16 protein-coding genes and 1 pseudogene are annotated in these 19601 nt (G+C 56.1%); 6 read left to right on the forward strand and 11 right to left on the reverse strand.

Features of this window, described 5'->3' with window-relative positions:
- The first annotated feature begins 216 nt into the window (after window positions 1-216).
- The 3 genes from FZE95_RS13010 (at window position 217) to FZE95_RS13020 (ending at window position 6058) form a co-directional block, all read left to right on the forward strand.
- Window positions 217-1371 carry an efflux RND transporter periplasmic adaptor subunit gene (locus tag FZE95_RS13010; RefSeq protein WP_150301297.1) on the forward strand — a complete coding sequence of 385 codons (1155 nt, stop codon included), beginning with the start codon at window positions 217-219 and terminating at the stop codon, window positions 1369-1371.
- Window positions 1372-1455: 84 nt separating this feature from the next.
- The gene (locus FZE95_RS13015; protein ID WP_150301298.1) at window positions 1456-4656 is read left to right on the forward strand and encodes an efflux RND transporter permease subunit; all 3201 of its coding nucleotides are present in this window, start codon (window positions 1456-1458) and stop codon (window positions 4654-4656) included.
- On the forward strand, window positions 4649-6058 hold the full coding sequence (locus FZE95_RS13020) for an efflux transporter outer membrane subunit (RefSeq protein ID WP_150301299.1): 1410 nt from the start codon (window positions 4649-4651) through the stop codon (window positions 6056-6058). The genes FZE95_RS13015 and FZE95_RS13020 overlap by 8 nt, the downstream gene beginning before the upstream one ends.
- A gap of 43 nt (window positions 6059-6101) precedes the next feature.
- On the opposite strand, the gene FZE95_RS13025 is transcribed toward FZE95_RS13020, so the two are convergent.
- A complete protein-coding gene (locus tag FZE95_RS13025; RefSeq protein ID WP_150301300.1) occupies window positions 6102-7328 on the reverse strand; it encodes an MFS transporter in 1227 nt (408 codons plus the stop codon).
- 101 nt (window positions 7329-7429) lie between these two features.
- Between FZE95_RS13025 and FZE95_RS13030 the strand changes: the two genes are divergently transcribed.
- Window positions 7430-8338, forward strand: a complete 909-nt coding sequence (locus FZE95_RS13030) for a LysR family transcriptional regulator (protein ID WP_150301301.1) — start codon at window positions 7430-7432, stop codon at window positions 8336-8338.
- A 10-nt stretch (window positions 8339-8348) separates the two neighbouring features.
- Here the strand turns inward: FZE95_RS13030 and FZE95_RS20205 are convergent.
- From FZE95_RS20205 to FZE95_RS13055, 6 genes and pseudogenes are all read right to left on the reverse strand, one after another.
- Window positions 8349-8793: pseudogene (locus FZE95_RS20205) on the reverse strand (transposase); the annotation flags it as partial.
- 699 nt (window positions 8794-9492) lie between these two features.
- Window positions 9493-10185, reverse strand: coding sequence for a TetR/AcrR family transcriptional regulator (locus FZE95_RS13035; protein WP_150301302.1), 693 nt, complete (start codon window positions 10183-10185; stop codon window positions 9493-9495).
- A 208-nt stretch (window positions 10186-10393) separates the two neighbouring features.
- Window positions 10394-11041 (reverse strand): N-carbamoylsarcosine amidohydrolase, encoded by a 648-nt coding sequence (locus tag FZE95_RS13040; protein ID WP_150301303.1) that lies wholly within the window; start codon window positions 11039-11041, stop codon window positions 10394-10396.
- Between the two features lie 11 nt (window positions 11042-11052).
- Window positions 11053-11805: a maleate cis-trans isomerase family protein gene (locus tag FZE95_RS13045; protein WP_150301304.1), complete on the reverse strand. Its 753-nt coding sequence runs from the start codon at window positions 11803-11805 to the stop codon at window positions 11053-11055.
- On the reverse strand, window positions 11802-12635 hold the full coding sequence (locus FZE95_RS13050) for an alpha/beta fold hydrolase (RefSeq protein ID WP_150301305.1): 834 nt from the start codon (window positions 12633-12635) through the stop codon (window positions 11802-11804). The genes FZE95_RS13045 and FZE95_RS13050 overlap by 4 nt, the downstream gene beginning before the upstream one ends.
- Complete coding sequence (locus FZE95_RS13055) at window positions 12635-13780, reverse strand: FAD-dependent monooxygenase (RefSeq protein ID WP_150301306.1); 1146 nt, start codon at window positions 13778-13780, stop codon at window positions 12635-12637. Before FZE95_RS13055 ends, FZE95_RS13050 begins: the two co-directional genes overlap by 1 nt.
- 284 nt (window positions 13781-14064) lie before the next feature.
- Between FZE95_RS13055 and FZE95_RS13060 the strand changes: the two genes are divergently transcribed.
- Window positions 14065-15096: a 2,5-dihydroxypyridine 5,6-dioxygenase gene (locus tag FZE95_RS13060; RefSeq protein WP_150301307.1), complete on the forward strand. Its 1032-nt coding sequence runs from the start codon at window positions 14065-14067 to the stop codon at window positions 15094-15096.
- Window positions 15097-15161: 65 nt separating this feature from the next.
- On the forward strand, window positions 15162-15632 hold the full coding sequence (locus FZE95_RS13065; protein WP_150301308.1) for a MarR family winged helix-turn-helix transcriptional regulator: 471 nt from the start codon (window positions 15162-15164) through the stop codon (window positions 15630-15632).
- A 1-nt stretch (window position 15633) separates the two neighbouring features.
- Here FZE95_RS13065 and FZE95_RS13070 read toward each other — a convergent pair whose 3' ends face one another.
- Genes FZE95_RS13070 through FZE95_RS13085 form a run of 4 tightly spaced genes read right to left on the reverse strand, consistent with a single transcriptional unit; the run spans window position 15634 to window position 19600 of the window.
- Window positions 15634-16548, reverse strand: a complete 915-nt coding sequence (locus tag FZE95_RS13070) for a DMT family transporter (RefSeq protein ID WP_150301309.1) — start codon at window positions 16546-16548, stop codon at window positions 15634-15636.
- 1 nt (window position 16549) lies between these two features.
- A complete protein-coding gene (locus FZE95_RS13075) occupies window positions 16550-18055 on the reverse strand; it encodes a tripartite tricarboxylate transporter permease (RefSeq protein ID WP_223825058.1) in 1506 nt (501 codons plus the stop codon).
- A gap of 10 nt (window positions 18056-18065) precedes the next feature.
- Window positions 18066-18605, reverse strand: coding sequence for a tripartite tricarboxylate transporter TctB family protein (locus FZE95_RS13080; protein WP_150301310.1), 540 nt, complete (start codon window positions 18603-18605; stop codon window positions 18066-18068).
- 17 nt (window positions 18606-18622) lie between these two features.
- Window positions 18623-19600: a Bug family tripartite tricarboxylate transporter substrate binding protein gene (locus FZE95_RS13085; protein WP_150301311.1), complete on the reverse strand. Its 978-nt coding sequence runs from the start codon at window positions 19598-19600 to the stop codon at window positions 18623-18625.
- Between the last annotated feature and the right edge of the window lies 1 nt (window position 19601).

Below are 19601 nucleotides of genomic sequence, written 5' to 3' on the forward strand. Positions count from 1 at the left end.
GCGATTAAAGCGCTCCGAAGGCGGCTTGGCACAGTTTAGACAAATTGGCCGAGCGTGAACCCCGTAGGGTGGGACGCCACCGAAAATAGAATCAGGCAATCATGCGGCAGTAACCCGCTACCCGTCGCACCAGTACTGGCCTTATCGTTCGTCACTACCAAGGCGCCCTGCGCCAGACTCAGACCAGTGACCCCTGACGGGAAGCGAGAATAGACTATGCACGCAATCACCTTCAATAAGGCCAGAGTGGCGTTGCTCGTCGCTCTGTTATTGGTCGCCCTGGCCGGCTGCGACGCCCAGGGCCAAGCTCAGGATAATGCAACGCCCCCACCGCCTGAAGTCGAGGTAGCCGAGGTCAAGGCCGAGCAAGTCACTCTTTGGGGCGCTTTCAGTGGCCGGGTCGAGGCACCACAGACTGTGGAGCTGCGGCCGCGGGTCAGCGGGTATATCGATCAGGTCAACTTTGAGGAAGGCGAGCTAGTCACTGAAGGCGACGTGCTTTTCGTCATAGATCCGCGCCCCTATGAAGCGCGTGAGCAACTGGCACAGGCAGAACTGGCACGCATGCGCAGTCAGTTGACGCTGGCGAGCAGCGAGGCGGCTCGTTCCGAACAGCTATGGGAGCGCCGGGCAATTTCTCGCGAGGAATTCGAGCAGCGCAATGCGGCAAAGACCATGGCCCAGGCAACGGTCAATGCAGCGGCTGCGGCACTGCAAAGCGCGCAGCTGGATCTGGAATATACCCAGGTGAAGGCGCCGGTCAGTGGGCGTATCGGCCGCGCCGAAGTAACGCGCGGCAATTTAGCCAGCGCTGACAGCACCTTGCTTTCGACGCTGGTATCGGTCGATCCGCTCTATGTGTATTTCGAAAGTGATCAGCATACCGTCCAGGACAATCCCTTTGGCGAGTCGGTACCGGTGCGTGTCGGGCTAGCGGGAGGACAGGAGTTTCCCTATACGGGGCAGCTGGACTTCATCGACAACCACTACAACAGCCGTACCGGCACGCTGCAGTACCGCGCCCGGGTCGCCAATCCGAACGGAGCCCTGCGCCCCGGTCAGTTTGCCCGGGTGGAAATGCCGGTAGCTGCTGCCGATGCCGCGCTGCTGGTCGACCAGAAGGCGGTGCTGACCGATCAGGATCGCCGTTACGTTTACCTGCTCGATGCGGACAACCGTACCGAGCGCCGGATCGTCGAGACCGGACGGCGGGTAGACGGCCTGCTAGTGATTACCGCAGGCCTGTCCGCCGGTGATCGCGTTGTGGTCAATGGCCTGCAGAAAATAGCCGCTCCCGGTATTCAAGTGGTGCCGCAGCTGGTGGATATGCGTCGTACCCCGGCACCGATAGTTGTCGCGACAGCGCCGTGAGGCTTTAGCGCTCCGTTTAGTTTTCTTTCTTTTATCTGACTGTTACGGGCGCGTCTTCCAGACGCGTTCCGGGAGGCTGCTGCCGTGAATTTTTCGCGTTTCTTCGTAGACAGACCGATCTTCGCTTCGGTGTTGTCCATCATCATCTTTGTGGTCGGGCTGATCAGCATTCCACTGCTGCCGGTCAGCGAGTACCCGGAGGTGGTGCCGCCCAGCGTGCTGGTCAGCGCCAGCTATCCAGGCGCCAACCCCAAGACCATTTCCGAGACCGTAGCCACGCCGCTGGAAGAAGCCATCAACGGCGTCGAGGACATGATTTACATGAAATCGGTTGCTGGCAGTGACGGCAGCCTGGCGTTAACCGTGACCTTCGCCCTGGGCACCGACCCGGATCAGGCCCAGGTGCAGGTACAGAATCGGGTATCCCAGGCGCTACCGCGGCTGCCCGAGGATGTACGCCAGCTCGGCGTGACAACGCAGAAGCAGTCGCCCAATCTGATGATGGCGGTGCACCTGACATCACCGGATGACAGCCTGGACGCCACCTATATACGCAACTACGCGGTCCTGCATATCCGTGACGAGCTGGCGCGCATCCCCGGTGTAGGCCAGGCCGGTCTGTTTGGCTCTGGTGACTACGCGATGCGCCTGTGGATCGACCCGCAGCGCGCCGCCGCGCTGGGAATCACGGCGGGCGATATCAGCGCGGCAGTACGTGAACAGAACATTCAGGTGTCGGCCGGTCAGATCGGCGCCCCGCCCATGCCGAATGGCTCGGACATGCTGATTTCGATAAACGCCCAGGGCCGTCTGGAATCAGTCGAAGAATTCGAAAATACCGTTCTGAAAATTGGTGCGCAGGGTGAGGTGACGTTGCTCAAGGACGTGGCCCGGATCGAATTGGCTGCTTCGCAGGATGCGTTGCGGGCGCTGCTCAATAACCGTCAGGCAGTGGCGCTACCGATCTTTCAGGCGCCCGGCTCCAACTCTCTGGACGTGTCGGCTGCGGTGCGAGCAAAAATGGCCGAGCTGGAAGGCGATTTTCCAGAAGGCCTGAGCTGGGAGGTGGCTTACGATCCGACCGTGTTCGTCAGTACCTCCATCAAAGCCGTGATTATGACCCTGCTCGAAGCCGTCGCGCTGGTGGTGCTGGTAGTGATCCTGTTCCTGCAGACCTGGCGCGCGTCCTTGATCCCCCTGCTCGCGGTGCCTGTGTCTATCGTCGGTACCTTTGGGGTCTTGCTGCTGATGGGCTTTTCGATCAATACCCTGACCCTGTTCGCCATGGTGCTGGCGATTGGCATCGTGGTGGACGACGCCATCGTGGTGGTGGAGAACGTAGAGCGTAATATCGAAGAAGGCTTGGCGCCCCTGGCCGCTGCACATCAGGCGATGCGCGAAGTCAGCGGGCCGATCGTGGCCATCAGTCTGGTGCTCTGTGCGGTATTCGTGCCGATGGCCTTTCTGGATGGTATCACCGGCCAGTTCTATCGCCAGTTCGCCATGACCATCGCTATCGCCACGGTGATTTCAGCGATCAACTCATTGACCTTGTCGCCCGCGCTCGCGGCAGCTCTGCTAAAACCCCATGGAGCACCGCCGGATCTGCCAGCGCGCATTATTGATCGCCTGTGTGGCTGGATCTTCCGGCCATTCAACCGCTTTTTCCTGCGCAACGCGCAGCGCTATGAATCCCTGGTGGGTCGTAGCCTGAGTCGTCGCGGATTAGTGTTCGGGGTGTATCTGTTGCTGCTGGGCGGGACCGCCTTCATGTTCACCCAGGTCCCCGGCGGCTTCATTCCAACGCAAGACAAGACCTACCTGATCGGCAGCATTCGTTTGCCCGAAGGCGCCTCGCTGGACCGTACCGAAGCCGTTGCCCGGCGGGTCAGTGAGCTGGCGCTGGACACCGAGGGCGTGTCTGACGCGCTGGCCTTTGTCGGCTTCAATGCGTTGCAGGGCACCAATACACCGAACGTGGGTACGGTGTTCATGGTGTTCGATGACTTTGCTGACCGCGACCGCACCGCCCAGGAAATCTCCGACGAGATCAACGCCAAGCTGGGCGGCATCAACGAAGGCTTCGCCGTTACCTTCATGCCGCCACCCGTGTTTGGTCTGGGAGCAGGCTCGGGGTATTCGCTGTATATCCAGGATCGTCGCGGCGCCGGCTATGGCGAATTGCAGGATGCCACCAACGGTCTGGCTCTGGCGCTGAGTGAAACGCCCGGCATGTTCTACCCGTTCAGCTCCTACCAGGCCAATGTGCCGCAGCTGGATGCGGACGTGGACCGTAGGCAGGCCAAGGCGCAGGGCGTACAGCTGGATGATCTGTTCGGCAGCCTGCAGTTGTATTTCGGCTCGCAGTACATCAACGACTTCAATCTGTTTGGCCGCACCTATCGGGTCATGGCGCAGGCGGATGCGCAGTTCCGGGATGACCCCAGCGACATCGACCATCTTTATACGCGCAACGCCAACAACGAGATGGTGCCGCTCAATACCATGGTCACGCTGCGCGAGAGTTTCGGGCCGGACCCGGTGATCCGCTACAACGGCTATCCCGCGGCGGACCTGATTGGCCAGTCCGACCCTACCCTGCTGTCTTCGGCGCAGAGCCTGACCGCCGTCATGGGCGTGGCCGATGAGGTATTGCCAGCCGGCATGACGCTGGAATGGACTGACCTGAGCTTTCAGCAGATTACCCAGGGCAGTGCCGCGATGGTGGTGTTTCCGCTGGCCCTGCTGCTCGTGTTCTTGGTGCTCGCGGCACTGTATGAAAGTTGGGTGATGCCGCTGGCAGTGATCCTGATCGTACCCATGTGTTTACTCGCTGCGTTGTTCGGCGTGTCGATGGTCGGCGGCGATAACAACATCTTCGTGCAGGTCGGCCTGGTGGTGCTGATGGGCCTGGCGTGCAAGAACGCCATCCTCATCGTCGAGTTCGCCCGGGAGCTGGAACTGCAAGGCCGTGACACCGTCAGCGCTGCGCTGGAAGCCAGCCGCATGCGGCTGCGCCCGATCATCATGACCTCGGTGGCCTTTATCGCCGGTGTCGTGCCGCTGGTGCTGGCCACCGGCGCGGGTGCCGAGGTACGTAATGCCATGGGTATTACGGTGTTTACCGGGATGATCGGCGTGACCCTGTTCGGCTTGCTGCTAACGCCGGTTTTCTACGTCGCCCTGAGAACCCTGGCCAAGCGTTTCGAAGACAAGGCAGAGCAGTCTGAAGACGATTCGAGAGTAGAACTTGCAACAGAACTGGGAGCACAGGCACATGAGTAAGCTGGCAAGTATCTTTTCAATGGCAGCACTGCTGAGTGCCTGCGCAGTAGGCCCGGATTACCAACCACCGGAGCCTGTGCCGCTGCAGCAGTTCGCCCATGATCAAACGCCCGCGCAAGATTCAGGTGCGCCTATCGCCAATAACGAGGAGCGGTTCTGGCAAGGCTTTGAAGATCCCCTGCTGGCGAGTCTGATCGAGCAGACCATGGCCGAGAGCCAGAGCTTGCAGGCGGCGTTGGCACGCTATCAGGCGGCTGAAGCGCTGCTGCGCGGCTCGCGTCGCGATCAATTGCCCAGTGTGACAGCGGGCGGCGGTGTTACCGGCCAACGCCTGGCGGAGGTCGAACGCACGCGCCCTGATCAGGAACGCGTGGAGTTATACCAGGCCAGTGTGGCGCTTAGCTGGGAGCTGGATCTGTTTGGCCGCTTACGCCGCGCCACCGAGGCCAGCGAAGCAGAATTGCAGGCCGCGGGTGCGGACCGGCAGACCCTTCAGGTAGCGCTGGCCGGCCAACTGGCCAGCAGCTATTTTCAGCTGCGCGGCCTACAACAGCAACTGCGGGTGGCCGAGCAGAACGTCAGCTTGCAACAGGCGTCGCTGGATATTGTTGGCGCACGATTGGACGCCGGCCGCGGCACCCTGTTCGATCAGGTGCGGGCACGTGCCCAGCTGGATGCGACCCGGGCAATGATTCCACAATTGAAAGCCGAGATAGGTGCAACCATGCACCGCATCGGTGTGCTGACCGGTCAACCGCCCACCGCGTTGGTCGCTCTGCTTCAGTTACCCGCTCATCTACCGGACAGCCGTCCAGCGATTGCGGCGGGCAGCCCTGGAGATGTACTGCGTCGGCGTCCAGATATTCAAGCGGCTGAACGGCGCCTGGCAGCAGCCAGCGCGCGAATTGGCGTCGCCAGTGCCGATCTGTTCCCGCGCTTTACCTTGGGTGGTTTGCTGGGTTCACTCTCGGGAAATGGCTCGGACCTGTTTACCGCCGGCGCACGGACCGGGCGCGTAACCTTGGGCATCGACTGGACTTTCCTCGATCGAGCCCTGGTGCAGGCGCGCATTGATGCTGCGGATGCCCAGTCCGCCGAGTTGCTGGCGGACTATCGACAGACTGTCCTGTTGGCATTGGAAGAAACGGAAACCTGGCTGCTGCGCTATCAGCAATCGCACGCACGTGCGGCATTGCTGCAAAGCGCCACTGACGCCGCCACCCAGGCGGTAGAGCAGGCGCGTGACCGTTATGACCAGGGCTTTATCGGCTACTTCGAACTGCTGGCTGCCGAGCAGGAACTCACCGCAATGCGCGACAACCTGGTACAGAGCCAGACAGCGATGGTGTTGGCGATGGTAAACGTGTATCGGGCATTGGCTGGGGCGCCGGCTACGGGCTAGGTCGCCCGCCGTCACGAGAAACTCACGCCTGGCCACCGAGGTGCTATCCAAATTGATCAAGTCCGGGTTGTCCATGCGGAGACGGCGCAATCACGCGAAGCATATGGGCTGCTTCCCGACGGTCCAGCCAGTCCGACCATGTGATCAAGCCCAGCGCAGCCAGCACCACAAGAGAGCCAATCCATGGTGTGCTCAGCAGGCCAAACTGGCTGACTAGCCAGCCTCCTGCCCAAGCCCCGCCGGCAATGCCAAGGTTGAATGCCGCTATATTCAACCCCGAGGCAACGTCCACCGCGCCGGGCACCTCTTGCTCGGCTCGCTGCACAACATACACCTGCAATCCGGGCACGTTTCCGAAGGCCACTGCGCCCCAGAGCAAGACCGTTGCCAGCGCCATCCAGGTGTTGGTGGCAGTGAAGGTAAAGATCAACAGAACCAGAGCCAACAGAGCGAAGATGATCTGCAGCGCACGGGCTGGGCCTTTGGCATCCGCCAGTCTGCCACCCCATATATTGCCGAATGCCACTGAAACACCATAAACCAGGATGACCAGTCCGACGCTGCTGGCTGAGAAGCCAGAGACTTCCTGCAGAATGGGGGCGAGATAGGTAAAGGCGATAAACGTACCGCCATAGCCAAGCGCGGTAACGGCATAGACCAGCAGCAGTCTGGGCTTTTTCAATACAGATAACTGAGTCAGCAGCGACGCAGCTGGACTGTTGGCAATATTATTCGGCAGCAGAACCAGACTACCGATAATAGCCACGACTCCGAGCAGGGAGACGGCCAGAAAGGTCGCCTGCCAGCCAAAGACCTGGCCTATAAAGGTACCCAGCGGCACGCCGGTAACCAGCGCGACTGTCAATCCGCCGAACATCATAGCGATCGCGCTGGCAGCTTTCTCTCTGGGCACCAGGCTGGTGGCGATCGTCGAGCCAATCGAAAAGAAAACGCCATGGGCCAGCCCAGTCAGCACCCTCGCCGCCATCAGCACTTCATAACTGGCTGATAGCCAGGCAATGATATTGCCGAGGGTGAAAATCATCATTAGGCCAAGCAACAGAACTTTGCGGGGGACTTTTCCGGTCAGGGCGGTGAGCACCGGTGCGCCTATCGCGACACCGAGGGCATAAAGACTGACCAGCAACCCAGCAGAGGGTACCGATACGGCCAAGCTATTGGCGATGGTAGGTATCAATCCCACAATTACGAATTCAGTGGTGCCTATAGCAAAAGCGCTGAGCGTCAGCGCCCAGAGGGCAAGTGGCATGGTGTTCTCCAGGATGAGTCGATAATGGCGGGGAGCTTGCACCTTGCCTTCGTGCGCAAAAACCCGTATTTCTGCATTTTATTTTTGATTTGGAGTCAACAATGTTGACGTTTGATGCGCTGACTGCTTTTGTTGCGGTCATAGATACCGGCTCCTTTTCCGCAGCGGCTGCCCAGTTGGGGCAGACCCCGTCCGGCATCAGCCGTACCATTTCACGGCTTGAAGCGCGGCTGGGCATGACCTTGATGACCCGTACCACACGACGTCAGGACCTCACAGAAGAAGGTCAATGGCTGCTGGCGCGAGCCCGCCAGATTCTGGCCGACTTGAAAGACACGGAGGAGCAACTGGCGGCACGCCTGGCCGAGCCGTCGGGATTGGTGCGAATCAATGCTGCCACGCCGGTTCTGGATCACCTGATTGCTCCGCTGATTCCCGGATTCCTTGAGCGGTATCCGCAGGTACGCCTGGAGCTGATCAGTGGTGAAACGGTGATAGACCTGATCGAAGAGCGGGCCGATCTGGCCATACGGGCGGGCCCGCTGACGGACTCCACCCTTAATGCCCGCCGCCTGGGCAACAGTCGTTTGCAATTGGTGGCGGCACCAAGCTACCTCGCCGAACGAGGCATGCCCGCGCAAGTTGCTGATCTGGCGGAACACCGCCTACTGGGCTTTACCACACCGGCATCGCTGAATATCTGGCCGCTGCGCCATGCGAAAGGGGATGGACTACCCGTCACCCCAGCCGTTAGAGCATCCAATGGCGAGACGCTGCGCCACCTAGCCCTGGCTGGCGCAGGTATCAGTTGCCTTTCAGCATTCCTGGTTCGGGGCGATCTTGCAGAAGGGCGCTTGCTGCCGATCCTTGAAACATCTGCTTTGCCCTGGACGCAGCCGGTCTGGGCTGTTTTCTACAAGCAGGAAGCGCTCGCGCCACGTATCGCCGCGCTGGTCGACTATCTGGCTGAGAAACTGCTCAGTGAAGAGATGCTGGCGCCCCACGCCTGAATAGCGAAAATAGACGGATCAGATTGTGTGCCAACAGGTAAACCCAGAGCTCCTTGATAGCCATATCGGGGGTCTTGCAGCTCAAGATGTCTACCCCCAGCGTACACTTCAGATTGCGTAGTCCAGCTCCACGTGCGAGCGGCTGCGGTAGAGCTTGTTGAGTTCGGCTTTTGGGGTTTGGTTGGTGTCCAACAGGGTCGTTACCAAGATCTTGTCGCCGCAATACAGCTCCCGCACCGTCAGGCTTGGCGGTGCCTGATCGTACTGCTCCTGGCCCATCCATCTCGGTTTTTGCTTCGGTTTGGGTAAATCATGGTGCCATCGGCCAGGCGTATCGGCCTGCCTTTCCATTGCCAGGCCAAGGGCGCCGCATTGGTCATCATACGGCCTGCCTGACGGCACAAAGTGGACACCATTTCCACGGGCAATCGCTGTCGGGCTCGATAATTAGCTCCTATATGCGCGTGCTGCAGCTTTTCAATCCGCACACCAGGCGTTCAACGGCCGTATTGTTCACGACCTTTTGACACGAGGCGTGGGAGCTCATGGCTTGAGCCAGACACATGGACAGTGTCTGCGTCGAAGGGAACAGTCTTTCGCGATGCTCGGGGAAGCAGGGATTCCACCGTATCAAGTAGCTAAGGCCCGGTGAGAAAATTGAAAAAGCCGTACGAATCGATGCCTTTGGCTGTGACGGATGCGGCGGTGTTGATGAGTGGCAGCTCGGCGTCTAGGATGCATGGAAGGCTGGCTCCGGGGTTGTTGTCGGGTGATCGCTTGGTCGCTCTCACCATATCACCCCGAGCCAGCCTTTCCATTTCAATTCAATTCAATTCAAGTGCTTAGCGCTTAAGTAAGTGCCATTCGAGTCAGATTGTAGTGGTCAACTGATCGTAAGATTGAGTAGTCAAGAGGCCTGCCATCGGTGGATGTCTCAAATACCAGGGATACGATCTATTCCTGCGGGAAAATACTTAAACAAGAGGAGCCTGCGATAGGCCGGCTCCGAGAAACGCATGCTTTTCTATCGATTGCTTCAAATACGGCGTGCTGTTTTCACTTCCGTTCAAAAATCAAGGAAGCCGGGGCACTCTTCTAAAGAGTTCCCACCGCTATGTAAACTCAAAAACACGTCAAATTTCATGGAGTAACGCTCATACGAGGAGGTCGTTCAATACCAACGACTTGATGTGAGCCAACCAGACTTCGCTTCTATGGGTAGATGTCATGTCATTGATTAGCCAAAATGAATAAGTGTACTGGTTTGATATATAAAAGAACCCCAAAGACATGATAGTCATAAGCGTAATACTAGTATCGGCATTACGGCGGAAAATGCCTTTCTCCTTACCATCTTGCAAGATCTGATCCAAAACTTCGACTAGAGGTGAGGAGGAGTTCTTGATAGTTGCAGACTGCCTTATAAAGCGCCCATAAAGCAGGTTTTCAGACATAATCAACCTTATAAACTCAGGATGTTTTACATAGTTATCCCAAATCTGGACAATCATGGCGGTAAGAGCCGCTACCGGATCATTTTTAGGAGCTACAAATCGTCGTTGCTCCTCAGTCAATCTACGGTAAACCTCTTCCAATACTGCTTCATAAAGACTTTCTTTATTACCGAAATAGTAGTAAAGCATACGATCAGCTGTATTGGCTTTCTTACTGATTCGATCGATGCGCGCGCCTGCAAAACCGTGGGTCGAAAATTCGTCGATGGCCGCCGCCAGAATTCCGGCTATCACTTTCTCAGGGTTACGATGATTGCGCTTTGGACGGTCTGGCGCACGTGCCTCGGAATCCGGCGACGGCTTTTTAGCCGCGCTTTTTATCTCTTTCAACATAGACCCCTTTTGACGCGTTTGAGCGTAGCGTGCCAACCTCTATGGATGTGGACTATTGACGCAGCTGAAAGGCCATGCTGTCAAGCGAAAGGGCCATGTTAGATCCCCATACTGCATGGCCCTGCTTCGAGTGCTTTACCCTGCTCCATATCACCTTGCAACACATCGACTTGCACCCCGACAAATTGCCGGTTGCGGGCAAATACGTCTATGCCGACAACACCTTTTCCCGCAGCACCTTCAGGGCGTCCTGGTAAGCTACAACGTCCCCGTACTTGCTATCGATGTCGAACAAATTGGCCTGGTGCGGAGCATCATGCCGATCCCCCACGCAGTCTCCAATCACAATGACCCGAAAGCCATGCTGAACTCCATCTACTGCCGTTGCACGAATACAGCCGCTGGTTGAGCAGCCCGTCAGCATGATGGTATCGACCCCCATCGAGTGCAGTTGGGCCGCTAGGCTCGTACCGAAGAAAGCGCTTGCATACTGCTTAGTGATTATTTGTTCGCTGGTAGCGGGTTGGACTTCCGGACAGAATTCGGTGAGAGGGTTTTCTTTCACCATCAATTTCATGACGGGTGATTTCTTCACCCAAACTCCACCGTCAACACAGTCTGGAGCGCTGTAAATGATATTAGTATGAATAACTGGAATTTTCAGCGCTCTGACCGCCGCAAGAAATTCACCCGCCTGCACCACTGCGGATACAACGCCCTCGGCATAGAGAGGCGAGGTTGGTTCGGTGTAACCTTTCATGAAGTCAATGACCAGCAGCGCACTGCTTGAGCCAAAGCCTATACGACTTCCCCAGGCACCTTTATAGTTATCCTTCAGGCTCTGTTCCACGCTCATCCACCCTCCCCTCAATACGCTCCAGATAACAACGCGCCCGCACCCGGCACCAAGGCCTCAAGCTCCAGCTTCTTCAACATGGCGTAGGTCGTCGCAATGGCTGCGGTTACCACCGGCTTGCCAGTCATGGCTTCAACCGCAGCAACAGCCGGCAGAGAGGGCATTTGCACGCAGGCCGAAAGCACCACAACATCAACCTCAGCCAGGTCCATCTCGGCTACGATAGCTGGGAGAAGCGCAGGGTCATGGCGCCCGACGTCCAGATTGTCTGAAATCTCCAAGGCGCGCCAACTAGGCACTTCGAAGCCTTCGTTCCGCAGATAATCCACCACAAGCTCGGTCAGAGGCAGCATGTAGGGCGCAACAACCGCAATTCTTTTTGCCTTGAGCACCTTGAGAGCGTCAACCAGGGCACCAGCGCTGGTCACAACGGGCGCACTACCCTCGTTACCCACGGTAATCCTTTGAAGACGACTTTCGGATTCGCGGTGATACCCCAATCCGGTGGCCATAATCGCGACGAGACAGGCGTATCCAAGCACATCAACGCGTGCGTCTGACAGCTCAAGAGCGCAGCGATCAGATTGGATATCCATAGCCGCGAGTTCTTCCTTACGGACGTGCTTCATCCTCATTCTGCTGGAATGAAAAGTAAAGCGCTCCGGTCGTACCAACTGTCTTGCCGTCAGCATTGCAGGAATCTCGGTTTCCATGGTGGTATTGGAGCTGGGCACTATTTGCCCAATACGGAATGCTTTACTCATGATTGTGGGTCCTGTTGCTGAATACGAATGGCTACGCCCAGGAAATCGCCAACCGCCGCAATGAACCCCCCAAGATTGTCCCAAGGTATCATATGACCGGCATCGGCTAGGGTTACCACTTCAATAGAGGGCTTCATGACACGAATTTCGGCAATGTCGTCCGCATTGATGACATCACCCCGACCTGCCGTCATCAGTAGCGTACGAGCACGCAACGTCACAAAGTCCGGATGAATATCAACGCTATGAAAATCGTTGAAGGCACGGATGATTGCCGGCTCATAACAGGTGTGCAGCCACTGCGCGCGAAGTTGCAACTGCTCATCGCTCCAGGTTGGACAAAAGGCTTTCATGTCTTCCCCGCTCATGCCCCTCTGCGCCAAGCGGATCGAGTCGACATACCAGGGAAGCTGACTAGGATAGGCTCTACGCCCTGGCCCAGAAACCGGCGGATCGATCAGCAGAACACTGCCAAGCCGCGCGGCTAATCCTCTGGTATTTGCTCTCAGGGCGAATCTTGCGCCCATGGAGTGCCCCATCAAATGGAACCGCTCCAATCCTAGGCACTCGGCAAATGCGATGACATCGTCAGCACAGGCAGTGGTGTCGTACGCCAAGTCCGGCCCAGATGACGATAGCCCTCGCCCACGCACGTCGAGAATATAAACATCAAAATGCTGGCTAAGCACTTCCCCCACAAAGCCCCATGTAACGGCCGGACTGGTAATGCCTGGCAGTATCACCAGCGGCTCGCCACTCCCCCCGTAACGCAGATAGTGCTGCCTAATACCGTTGGCCTGGACATGTGCACCATATAGTAAGGAGCTCATTATTGGGCCCCGCTAGTCAAAGGCACTGTGAGAGCGTTATAGGCGAAGAGCCACGCTGGATCTTCCTGCGTGCGCAGCCAGGTATTGGCGTTGGAAATAGCCTGCACTTTTGAAGCTCGCTCCTTACGGTTGAGCTCATACAATTCGAACGCAGAAGAAAAGTCTGTCAATCCGGTCTCGACCATACAGCGCGTCAGCATTGCCGCGTCTTCAATTGCCATGCAAGCGCCTTGCGCCATATGGGGCTTCATCGGGTGGCAGGCATCACCAAGCATGACCATGCGCCCTTTACTCCACAGCGGGAGAGGAGCGCGATTGCGGAACGGCCACTTGGTGATGCTTTCAGAGCACTCGATCAAAGCCTGGACTGTAGAGTGGTAGCCCTTGAATGCTTCGAAAAGTTCCTCATGACTGCTCTCTGTGAACGCGCCATCAAAGTCTGGCTCCGGATGCGGCACACCGGTCACGAAGTAGTACTCGTCCTGGCGGGACGTTGTGTAATAGACCATCATGTGGCGGTCCTCGGACCACCATTTTACGCATGCCTCGAAATCAATACCGAAATCACGGAGTCTATCGCCAGAGATGAGTGCTCGGTGTCCGACCCACCCGCTGTACGAAGGCGCTTCAGGCCCCAGCAGTGCTTGCCGGACTTGAGAATTGATACCGTCAGCACCAATGACGATGCTGGCAGTTTCAATCCGCCCATCGCTGAATACCATCTCGACGTCATCACCACGATCGTTGATCGCCGCCAGTCGCCGTCCAAACTGTACAGTGCCTGGCTTGAGCACGCTCATTTGCAAGTCATGCAGGTCTCCTCGATGAATGGTGATGTAAGGCGCGCCATACTCCTTAAGCGCAAACTCCCCTAGCTTGATGCGTGACATGTAGTCGCCGCTAAAACCATCACGGCTGAACCAGTAGTCAGGCAGGGAGGCCATTGAAATCAGCTTTTCTTCGATCCCCAGATGACGAAATATTTTCATTACATTTGGGCCAATATGGATACCCGCGCCCAACCGCGAAAAACCCGGCGCCTGCTCATACACCGTGCAAGCGTATCCCGACTGCTGCAGCAGTGCTGCCATGGCGGCACCGCCCAGACCCGCGCCAATAATGGCGATCTCTTTATCAGCTTTCATCGCTCCCGCTCCTATCTAAAAATGCGCCTAACCGCTGTGAATTAGAAGTGTACACACTTTTTATTGTCAGAAAAAGCCATGCTCAAAAAAATCGTTAACCTCGCTACGAAACAATCAAGCCGTTGATTATAAACAAATTATTATTGATTACAGGATTGGCAGGAGATTTGCAAAAGCTTATTAGGAGCGCAAAATGCTGCTATTATATAGTCTGAGCGCTATATTTTAGATCATAACCTCAACTGCCTGCGCCAGAATGGTGCGGGCCGCACTGGAGAAACTACATGCCCGTTAGTGACAGTCAGTTCACCCGTATGTTTGAAGATGTTCTCACGCTCTCCAAGGTCGATTCCTCGCAAAGCGTCGCCATTCTAAAAAGCCATTACTCCAATGAAAGAACCGTCCGAGCCGCTATGGATGCAGCCCTTCGACTCGGCGCCAGCGCGTACATCGTTGAATTACCGTCATTCAATCACCCCAAAGCCATGGGCAATGACATGACAGCCTATTGCGGTGACACCGCCCTGACGGGGAACCTGGCAGCCCAACGGGCTCTTGAAGCAGCGGATCTGATTGTTGACACAATGATGCTCTTGCACTCGCCCGAACAGGAGCAAATCCTGAAGACGGGGACGCGCATCCTCCTTGCAGTAGAGCCGCCGGAGGTGCTTGCCCGGATGCTACCGACGCTACAGGACAAGCAGCGCGTTGAATCAGCCGCCAAAGTGCTATCGGAAGCCAAATCCATCGTCGTCCAGTCAGGAGCCGGTAGCGACTTTCGGGCGTCACTTGGCCAGTATCCGACCGTAACCGAATATGGATTCGCTGATGCACCCGGAAGATGGGATCACTGGCCAAGCGGATTCCTCTTTTCCTGGCCCAACGAAGAGTCGGCCGAAGGGGTTCTGGTCCTAGATGTGGGAGACATCCTGCTGCCATTCAAAAACTACTGCCGGGAAAGGATCACGCTGGAAATAGAAAAAGGGTTCATCACATCCATACATGGCGGGTTCGAGGCTGAATACCTGCGCGAGTACATGGTCTACTTCAATGATCCAGAGGTTTATGGGATCTCTCATATCGGATGGGGATTGCAACCGAGAGCACAATGGACAGCCATGGGGCTCTACGATAAAAATGATGGCATGTGCATGGACGCACGGGCCTTTGAGGGTAATTTCCTGTTTTCCACCGGCCCCAATACCGAAGTCGGCGGTTCGCGGAAGACACCCTGCCACATGGATATCCCGCTCAGAAACTGCGACATCCTGATCGACGGAAAAGCCGTCGTGAATGCGGGTAAGATAGCAGGTTGATCAAGCCAAGCAGATCGCCGCCGAGCGAAAATTCGGCGGTGAGCAGCCACTAACAGGAAAGCAAAATGCCGAACCCTGAGCCATCCCCCACCACCGAGGAACACATGGATTATGATTTCACATCCCAGATCGGTTACCTGCTACGCCGCGCCTATCAAAGGCATACCGAAATTTTTCAAAAAAACGCTTACGACCCTCAGTTAACCAGCACCCAGTTCGTGACGCTTTGCGCCCTGCATGACAATGGCCCAAGCTCACAAACCGAGCTTACGCGGGCCACCTCCATAGACCAGGGCACTATTCGAGGCCTGATCACCAGGCTCGAAAAGCGGCATCTGGTGGAGCTGAAGACAGCCATGGACGACAAACGCAAGGTTATCGTGCACATAACAGACAAGGGGGAAGCTCTTTACCAGAGCATGCTGCCCTCGGCCCTGCAGATTTCAGAGCTCACGGCCAGCGGCTTGAATCAAGCTGAGCGCGTGGCACTGTTCTTTCTATTGAAAAAAATGACCGGGCGCAATGAGCTCAACTGAGCTATTTTGCACGAACAGCCAATAGCAGCCCGGCGAAAGTCAGTAACCCGCCTACCAAATGAAATACTTGCAGTTGCTCGCCCAGGAAAAATACGGCGAGCAGCGCTGTGAACAGCGGAATTAGGTAGCTGAAGAGGGATGCCAGCGCGGGCCCAACCTCCCGTATGCCGGCAGTCCAGGCCTGGTGAGCAAATAGAGAGGCAATCACAGCTGTATAGCTAATCGCTGCGAAGGCGGACCAACTCGACTTGGTGCTCCCCACCTGTATAACCTCCCAGGCATAGAACGGGGCTAACAACACTACTCCGCAGGCGATCATAACGGCCAACTGAACCAATCCTGGCAAGGGCAGCTTCCAGTATCGAACCAGGACCGTATAGAGCCCCCATACCAGCACTGCCATGCTCATGACTAGGTCGCCATTGTTGAATTCCAGATTCAGCACTCGCGACCATTCACCCTGCATTAGGATAGTCAGAAGACCAACAAATGAGAAACCTGTTCCAATCAAGACGGTGCCACTTGGCCACTCCTTCAGCAAAAGTACGGACCAGACCAATACCGCCACAGGCAAGCCGGTATTAACCAGCGTGATATTGATAGCCGTGGTGCTGACAGCAGCCAAGTACAAAAGACTATTGAACAGCGCAACGCCCAATAACGACAGCAACATCAAACGCCAACGATGCAGCATTATTACGCTTCGATACTGCCATATTGAGCGCCAGGTGAAAGGCAGCAGCAACACCAGCGCCAGCACCCACCGCAAGAATGACAGCGCAATGGGTGGCACAACACCTACAACTGCCCTGGCAATCAAAGCGTTTCCAGCCCAAGCCAAAGCACATAAAACTAACCCACATATTGCCAGACTACGCACTGAAACCCAGGGCTTGACCCGATACTCAGCCGCCATCTTAGGCTGTCCTGCGCATGCTGTTACTCCAGCGTCGACACAGCGCCGAAAGCATAGGTAACAGCAGGACCAGTAGCGTCACGGTCAGTATGCCGAGTGATAAAGGCCTCTCAATGAAGACGCTCCATGACCCCCTGCTGATCAACAAGGAACGGCGCAGATTTTCTTCCAAGATCGGCCCCAGAATCAACCCAAAAGCCAATGGCGCAGCTGGCAGCCTTAACAGGTGGAGGATGTAACCGATCACCCCAAAAAACACCATAATAAAAACATCGCTAATACTGTTGCGGATGGCGAACGAGCCAACCACGCACAGAACAGCGATACCGGTCAGCAATATCCGGGGAGGCAAACCCATGATTTTAACAATCCAGCGGGCCAGTAAGAGCCCAACGATGAGCGTCGCAACAACGCCGATCAAAAGCGCAGCATAAACACTGGCGAAAAATTCCGGATTATTCGTGAAAAGCATTGGGCCAGGTCTTAGCCCATGCATGAGCAAGGCACCCATAAGAACAGCGGTGACGGTGTCGCCAGGTATACCCAGCGTCATCATTGGAATCAAAGACCCGCCGATACTAGAACTATTGGCCGCCTCCGGCGCGACCACACCATCGGGATTGCCCTTTCCAAAGCTGTCTTTATCTTTTGATAAACGCGCTTCCTGAGCATAGGCCACCGACACCGCGATCGAGGAGCCGATAGCGGGAACACAACCGATAAGCGCACCTACAAGCGACCCTCTTATTGCCGCTTTCCAACGCGCAAGAACACGCCATATTGGAAGCTTCGCATTTCCCATGCCCGGTTTTCCATGAATTGGATTTGAAGCTCCCGCCAGGTTTTTCATCACCTCGGAAAGGCCAAAGATACCGAGCATCATGGTTACAATATCGACTCCTCCCTGCATCGTGACCGAGTTATAGGTAAAGCGCTCTACATCAGTCACCGTGTCGAAACCAATCATGCCGCACATCAGCCCAAGAAGACCGACAAGCACACCTCGAAGAGGTGACTTACCCGAGGCAAAGGCCAGCATCACCAACCCAAGTGCAGCAATGGCAGCGAACTCAGGGCTTCGCATACTGCCAGCAGCTTTGGCCATCCAAGGCGAAATGACAATTAACAGAACGATCCCAATCACCCCCCCAACAGTAGACGCATAAAGGGCGTACTTGAGCGCCTGGCCGCCAAGACCCGCCTTGCACATCGGGTATCCGTCCAACTGGGTCACCATTGCCGCTGGCGTACCAGGGATATTGATGAGAATGGCGCTAATCGAGCCACCGTATACGCTCGAAATAAATACCCCTAAAAGAAAAAGGATAGCTAATTGCGTTTCCATACCAAAGGTTACCGGCAATAAAACTGCAATCGCCATTGTCGAGCTGATACCGGGTAAGGCCCCCAAAATGACCCCCAACGTGACGGCGAATAACGCCATCATCAAGGCCTCGGGAGAAGATAGAATACTCAGCAGCGCCGCCAAAAACTCATTAATGATCATTGCCGAATCCTTAGGGTAGTGGAACTTTAACCAGCTCGACGAATACCAGATATATAACGCAGGAAATAAGCGCCGCGCAGCTAATGGCAATACCGATAACTCTCAACCCTTCACGCGCAATACGCCGGCTGAGCGTGAGTAGCCATCCACTACAAAACAGAAAAGTCGATATTAAAAATCCGGCGGCCTGCATTGAACCCACCAGCGCTAATAGACTGATAACCATCGCAACCGCATAGCCATGCTGATGCCAGTTTGGTCTGTCCGGGCTATAACCGGCCCTGATGCTCCAAGCACCCTTCAGTAGCAGCAGCACCCCACCGACGCAGAGCCCCGCCAGGGTAAGCCCCGGAATCAAGGCCGGACCTGCAGATAGCATGGAGCCCTGCGAGGCGAGGAGCTGGTCGTTGCTAACAAGCCCATACCCGCCCAAAGCGGCCCAAAACAAGAAAAACATACCGGCCAGAATGTCTTGGACTGCTTGGTCCGAGCTGGTTACCTCGGGTTCTGAAATCACTCTATTCGTCATCGCAATGGCCAGGAGAGCCACGCTCTCCTGCTCCCTTATCACTTGATCAAAGATTCGTGTACCAGATCTCCATTTAGAAGAATCGGGTAGATGATAGCTTCCTGCTCTGCCAAGACTTGCCTAGCAATGTCCCGGCCTCCTGGCGAAGAAGTCATGCCCATATCCTCCATCCGCTGTTGCAGCGCCGGGTTCTGGATAGCCTTTAAAAATGCACTTTCGAGTGTCTGAGCCACCTCGTCCGGCACGCCCTTTGGCATGAAAAAGATGTAGTAGTCACCACTGACCAGGTTATGGCCCTGCTCTTTAAAAGTAGGTACATCGGGGAGCAATGAGCTGCGCTCTTCGGCCATCACACCTAGCGTCTTGACCGTACCGGCCTCGTGATGCTGGGCAATAGTGGAAACAGGCATGGCCGCAGACTCAATCTCACCTGACACCAACGCTCCTGTATTCGCCGCGTGCCCTGGATAAGGGACCTTGGTCAACTCGACATCGAAATACTCTTCAAGCAGCTTGGTGTAAACGAATGTATTCCCCCCCATCGCATCGTTACCGTGAATAAGGGAACCAGGGGAGTCTTTGAGCTTCTGGACATATTCCTCGATATTGTTGATCCCCAAATCCGAGCGCACCTGGAGGGAACCTGGCTCCTGCGCCATGAATACAAGGGGCTCGAAACTATCCAAAGAGGGCGCGTTGGGATTCATGAAGCTCTGCACCAGAGCATGCATTCCCATCAGCCCAATGGTGTAACCGTCGGGCTCTGCCTGTGCAACATGACGCATGCCATTGGAGCCCGCGGCACCAGTTACGTTAGTGATGACAACTGGCTCCCCAAGGCTTTTATCAATATTTTCAGCAACCATCCGCGCGGCAATATCATGGGAACCGCCAGCAGGCCACACCACAACCAGCGAGATCGCTTTTTTGGGGAAGCTTTGGGCTTGTGCACCTACTACGCCTCCCATCCCAAAAACAATCAAAGATAACAATAGTGCTACTTTTCTCACCTTCATG

The organism is Pseudomonas profundi, from assembly GCF_008638305.1.
GTDB lineage: Bacteria > Pseudomonadota > Gammaproteobacteria > Pseudomonadales > Pseudomonadaceae > Halopseudomonas > Halopseudomonas profundi.

Excerpts from the sequence above, each read along its gene's own strand:
- FZE95_RS13010 (WP_150301297.1), top strand. The coding sequence starts at position 217 with ATGCACGCAATCACCTTCAATAAGGCCAGAGTGGCGTTGCTCGTCGCT.
- FZE95_RS13020 (WP_150301299.1), top strand. The coding sequence starts at position 4,649 with ATGAGTAAGCTGGCAAGTATCTTTTCAATGGCAGCACTGCTGAGTGCC.
- FZE95_RS13025 (WP_150301300.1), bottom strand. The coding sequence starts at position 7,328 with ATGCCACTTGCCCTCTGGGCGCTGACGCTCAGCGCTTTTGCTATAGGC.
- FZE95_RS13030 (WP_150301301.1), top strand. The coding sequence starts at position 7,430 with ATGTTGACGTTTGATGCGCTGACTGCTTTTGTTGCGGTCATAGATACC.
- FZE95_RS13035 (WP_150301302.1), bottom strand. The coding sequence starts at position 10,185 with ATGTTGAAAGAGATAAAAAGCGCGGCTAAAAAGCCGTCGCCGGATTCC.
- FZE95_RS13040 (WP_150301303.1), bottom strand. The coding sequence starts at position 11,041 with ATGAGCGTGGAACAGAGCCTGAAGGATAACTATAAAGGTGCCTGGGGA.
- FZE95_RS13045 (WP_150301304.1), bottom strand. The coding sequence starts at position 11,805 with ATGAGTAAAGCATTCCGTATTGGGCAAATAGTGCCCAGCTCCAATACC.
- FZE95_RS13050 (WP_150301305.1), bottom strand. The coding sequence starts at position 12,635 with ATGAGCTCCTTACTATATGGTGCACATGTCCAGGCCAACGGTATTAGG.
- FZE95_RS13055 (WP_150301306.1), bottom strand. The coding sequence starts at position 13,780 with ATGAAAGCTGATAAAGAGATCGCCATTATTGGCGCGGGTCTGGGCGGT.
- FZE95_RS13060 (WP_150301307.1), top strand. The coding sequence starts at position 14,065 with ATGCCCGTTAGTGACAGTCAGTTCACCCGTATGTTTGAAGATGTTCTC.
- FZE95_RS13065 (WP_150301308.1), top strand. The coding sequence starts at position 15,162 with ATGCCGAACCCTGAGCCATCCCCCACCACCGAGGAACACATGGATTAT.
- FZE95_RS13070 (WP_150301309.1), bottom strand. The coding sequence starts at position 16,548 with ATGGCGGCTGAGTATCGGGTCAAGCCCTGGGTTTCAGTGCGTAGTCTG.
- FZE95_RS13075 (WP_223825058.1), bottom strand. The coding sequence starts at position 18,055 with ATGATCATTAATGAGTTTTTGGCGGCGCTGCTGAGTATTCTATCTTCT.
- FZE95_RS13085 (WP_150301311.1), bottom strand. The coding sequence starts at position 19,600 with ATGAAGGTGAGAAAAGTAGCACTATTGTTATCTTTGATTGTTTTTGGG.